The sequence below is a fragment of the Chitinophaga sp. genome, from assembly GCF_036569125.1.
Classification (GTDB): domain Bacteria; phylum Bacteroidota; class Bacteroidia; order Chitinophagales; family Chitinophagaceae; genus Chitinophaga.
This window is the reverse complement of sequence record NZ_DATCRF010000520.1, coordinates 1-4715: the sequence shown is the minus strand read 5'-3', so window position 1 is coordinate 4715 and position 4715 is coordinate 1. Positions and strand designations below refer to the sequence as shown.

Sequence of the window (4715 nt, the reverse complement as noted above, 5' to 3'; positions counted from 1 at the left end):
AGGTTAAGGGTTGTGACTGAGGGTGGAGAGCTGAGGTTAAGGTTGAAGGTTGGGCTGAAGGTCGAAGCTGTATTCTTCCAGGGAACGTTCCAGCGTTTCTGTTGTGAAAGGCTTTAAAATATAATCGATCCCGTTAGCCTTTCCAGCGCATACTCGACATAATCAGTACAAAAGATCACCGGTGTAGAAACAGGTTGGACCAGGAAGATCTCAAAGCTCAAACCATCTCCCGGCTGGATATCGCTGAAGATCAGATCAGGTTCAGGAGCGGTTTGAACCAGGTAATAGCTTCTTTTACAGAATGCAGCTGAACAATGATCTGCTATCTTCATAAAGCAAAACCCGGCAAACCCTCCTGCAAAGCAGATGGAAGTTCACCAAAGCGGACAAAATTAGTGCTGAACTTCCACCCCCAAAGGTATTCATCCTTTATCCGCGCCAGGCGTTTTTACCATGCTGATATACGATACCAGCAACAAAGCTTCTAACAACAATGGCGACAGTACATTCCCAACAGGATCCCCCACAATGGCGTGCGAAGTGGCCGCACTAACAAATAGCACCGTAAAACCGGCATAGGCCCATTCCCTGAACCGGGTGTACTTTGGAATGCTTAAGATAATTATACCGATCAGCTTTCCCGCGCCGATCATAATGGGCAGATAATCCGGGTATCCAAGATGTTTTACCGGTTTAGCCACAAAATCCATCCGGGTAAGATCCGTAATGGCCGTTAAGAAAATAAGTACCACGAAAATGACCGTAGTAATACGATAAGTTAATTTCATAATTATAAATTTGGTTGCTGTAACCGGTTTGATGGCGGCAAAAGTAGGAACCATTTGAGGATCAAAAAATAAGGCACCGGTAAGTGCGTTACACACCCGCAGGTATGTAATAGTGAAAATCAAAAAGTTAACATGAGGATCTTTTCTAAAAATTCTGAAAGCGTAGACTTCTGCCCGGTAAGAGATGTATTCGGCCGCATTGGCGATAAGTGGGCGGTGCTGGTGATGCTTACCCTTGGGCAAACAGGAAACCCTATGCGTTACCACCAGCTGCAGGAGGCCATTGGAGATATATCGCAAAAGATGCTGACCGCTACCCTGAAGAATTTACTGGAAGATGGCCTTATCTCCCGGCAAATGTACCCGGAAGTTCCTCCCCGGGTAGATTATTCATTAACTACTGCCGGCCAAAGCTTATTGCCGCATTTGTATAACCTGGCGGCATGGGCCAACGAGCATATGCGGCCTGCAAAATAATATCAGCCCTGCATAAACATGCAACTTTTTCCTGTGCTGGCCGTCATTGTATAATATAATAAGCCTCTGCATACCATGAAAATATACTATACCCTGTTGCTGCTTTTAAGCGGCTTGACCGGTATTGCACAAAATACCCCTGATGCTCTTTCCGCAAAAATTGATTCCCTGTTTAAGACCTACGCCCGTACCGGCAGCCCGGGCGTAGCGGCTTTAATTGTAAAGGATGGAAGGATCCTGTTTGAAAAAGGCTATGGCATGGCTAACCTGGAATACGATATTCCTATTACCCCCACAACGGTTTTTGATCTTGCATCTGTATCAAAACAGTTCACCGGCTTTGCCATTTCAACTTTAATACAGGAAGGCAAAATATCACCTGATGATGATATCCATAAATACCTTCCCGAGGTACCGCAATTTGGCAAAACAATCACTATTCGCAACCTTATCCATCATACCAGCGGCTTAAGGGACTGGCCCGCCACCCTGCATGCGGCCGGCTGGCGCTGGGATGAGAGCTTCAGCTATGAGGACATTATGCGCATGGTTAAGCAGCAGCGGGAGCTGGATTTTGAGCCAGGCTCGCAATATTCCTATTCCAATACCGGCTATAACCTGCTGGCAGCCATTGTAGCCAAAGTAAGCGGCACTCCATTCCCCGAATGGATCGATGCGCATATCTTTAAACCACTGAATATGCGCGCATCCCTGGTGCAAAGCGATTATTCAATGGTCATCAGCCATGTGGCCAGCTCCTATTATGCTAACGATAACAAATACTTTAAGAGCAACGACGCCCTTACGGCCCTGGGTTCCAGCTCAATATTTTCCACCGCCGAAGATCTGGCTAAATGGGTTATACATTTTCAGCAGGCGCTGGAACAAAAAGATCCTGTGTACCTAAGGATGATAGAAACAGACACGCTCAATAACAAACAAAAGATCGATTATGCCTATGGCCTGCAGGTGAGCCGGCGTAACGGCATCACCAATATTGCGCATGATGGCGGCTGGGCAGGCTTCCGCACCACCATTTCCAATTTCCCGGATCAAAAGCTTGCGGTCATTTTGCTTAGCAATGATGGCAATTTCGACGTTTACTCCAATACCAATGCCATTGCAAAACTGTTCTTAAACGATAAAATTGCATCCGGCCCCAAGCGTGAAAACCTTAGTAAGCTGCCCAACGTTACTGTTGATACCCTGCTATTGAAAAAATATGTTGGCAGCTACCAGCTGGGCGTTGGCTGGTATGTAACTTTCACTCTGGAGAACGGCCGTATAATGGTACAGGCAAATGGCGAAGATAAGTTCCCCACCGATCTGAAATCCGATACCGTGCTATGGGTGCCGGCCTACAATTCATCTGTTACTTTCAGGGAAATAAAAGAGAAAGCAGGCGCACTAAAATACCGGGGGATCATTGCCCCAAGGGTAATACCGGTTAAAATTAACCCTTCACAGCTGGATCAATATGCCGGCACCTATTATAGCAAAGAGCTGGAAACCGCCTACCAGCTCTCTGTAAAAGATGGTAAGCTGGTTGCGCATCACATGCGTTTAGGTGATTTTACTTTCGATCCGGACCTGGCTGTTGCCGGGAAATTCAGCAGTAACAACGGCACCATTAATTTCCTGACAAACGCACAAAAAAAGGTAACCGGTTTCCGGCTTACCAATGGGAGAATAAAGAATATACTTTTTGAAAGTATTGCTATGCAGTCACCGCACAAAGCTCCCTGACCTTTTGCGCTATATGATCCGCATCTATACCTGCAGCATGCAGCAGCTCATCTTTTGTACCGGATTGAGAAATGTCCCGCACCGCCATTTTAACGATATGAGCGCCGGTTTCTGACAGGGCTGCTGCAGCAAAATCGCCCATACCCCCATGTTCAAAATGGTCCTCTACCGTTATCAGTAAATTTTGTTTGGTGGCATGCACACTTTCATGCAATGCAGCAGCGTCGATGGGATGTATGGAATAGCAATCCAGCACCCGTATATGAATGTTCTCTTTTTCAAGCTCCGCTGCCGCTTTAAGCGCTTCAAACACGGTAATACCGGTAGCAGCCACGGTGAGCTCATCCTGATCTGAATGGCGTAAAAGCTTCGAGCCACCGATGTCAAAATGTTCATCTTCACTATATAGCAGGTCCGTTTTAGGCCTTAAAGTACGCATGTAAACAATGCCGGGATGGGCGGCCATTTCCTGCACCAGGCTTGCGGTACACCAGGCATCCGCAGGCTGTAATACAACAGCGCCGGGCAATGCGCCAAACAGTGCAATGTCTTCCAGCGCCATCTGTGAAGGGCCATCCTCCCCTATGGAAACACCTACATGGGAGCCTGCAAATTTGATATTGGCTTCCGATACACGGGCCATCCGTACCTGGTCTGCAGCCCTGGTAAAAAATGCGCCGAAAGTGGCGGCAAAAGGCACCCGGCCTAACCTGGATAAACCTGCCGCTACGGATACCATATTCTGTTCCGCGATATAACCTTCAATGAAATGATCCGGTGTTTTCTTCTTTACATCTTCCGTGAAGGTTGAGTTCATTACATCTCCGTCCAGCACATAAATGTTCTTGTTCTGTTCCACAAGTGAGGCCAGTACTTCACCAAACACTTCCCGTGTTGCATATGCCTTGCCTTTTTCAAAAGCGGTTGCCAGCTGGTATTTCGCATCTGTATTTACCGGCATTAATTTTCCCGAAGGTTTCTTCAACGCAAACCGCGCCTGGTCATCCACATCGCCCAATTCTTCCAGCGCTTTCTGAAGCTCCTCTTTCTTTAAGGCTTTACCATGCCAGCCATCCTTATCTTCCAGGAAAGAAATACCTTTTCCTTTAATTGTTTTTGCTACAATGGCGGTGGGCTTGCCGCTTTTATTATTTACCGCTTTTTCAAATGCCTGGTCAATCTCTTCGTAATTGTGGCCATCTATGGATATTACTTCAAAACCAAATGCCTGAAAGCGGTTCACATATTCATCCATATGATGGCCGAACATTGTTGGCTGACTTTGCGCCAGGCGGTTAATATCCAGAATGGCCACCAGGTTATCCAGCTTTTCATGGGCAGCAAAATTGGCCGCTTCCCAGATCTGTCCTTCGGCCAGCTCCCCATCACCGGTAAGTACAAAAGTTTTGGTGGGAAGGCCTTCCCTTTTGGCTGTTAACGCAAGCCCCGCCCCTACTGATAACCCTTGCCCAAGGGAGCCGGTAGCTGCCTCTGCGTAAACAAATTTAGGCACGGGATGGCCCTGGAAACGGCTGCCGAATTTGCGTAATGTCTTTAGCTCATCCAGCGGATAGGCGCCGGCCACACCGAACAGGGCATACAGCAAAGGAGCTGCATGGCCTTTTGGAAGCACAAACCGGTCGTTATAATTATTCAGCGGATCTGCAATATCATAAGTGAAGTATTTATCAAACAGTACAGCGG

General features: G+C 47.3%; 5 protein-coding genes. 2 read left to right on the top strand and 3 right to left on the bottom strand.

All coding sequences use genetic code 11. The annotated features are described in order from the left end of the window. Window positions 1–113 precede the first annotated feature (113 nt). Window positions 114–332, bottom strand: a complete 219-nt coding sequence (locus tag VIM87_RS19665; protein ID WP_331998650.1) for a hypothetical protein — start codon at window positions 330–332, stop codon at window positions 114–116. Window positions 333–422: 90 nt separating this feature from the next. Then, window positions 423–788 carry a DoxX family protein gene (locus VIM87_RS19660; protein WP_331998649.1) on the bottom strand — a complete coding sequence of 122 codons (366 nt, stop codon included), beginning with the start codon at window positions 786–788 and terminating at the stop codon, window positions 423–425. 132 nt (window positions 789–920) lie between these two features. Between VIM87_RS19660 and VIM87_RS19655 the strand changes: the two genes are divergently transcribed. After that, on the top strand, window positions 921–1265 hold the full coding sequence (locus VIM87_RS19655) for a helix-turn-helix domain-containing protein (protein ID WP_331998648.1): 345 nt from the start codon (window positions 921–923) through the stop codon (window positions 1263–1265). 75 nt (window positions 1266–1340) lie between these two features. Then, entirely contained in the window at window positions 1341–3011 is a 1671-nt protein-coding gene (locus tag VIM87_RS19650; RefSeq protein ID WP_331998647.1) for a serine hydrolase domain-containing protein, read from the top strand. Here VIM87_RS19650 and VIM87_RS19645 read toward each other — a convergent pair. Next, a partial coding sequence (locus tag VIM87_RS19645) for a transketolase (protein WP_331998646.1) occupies window positions 2983–4715 on the bottom strand: 1733 nt, incomplete at its 5' end. The two genes, VIM87_RS19650 and VIM87_RS19645, sit on opposite strands and share 29 nt — an antisense overlap.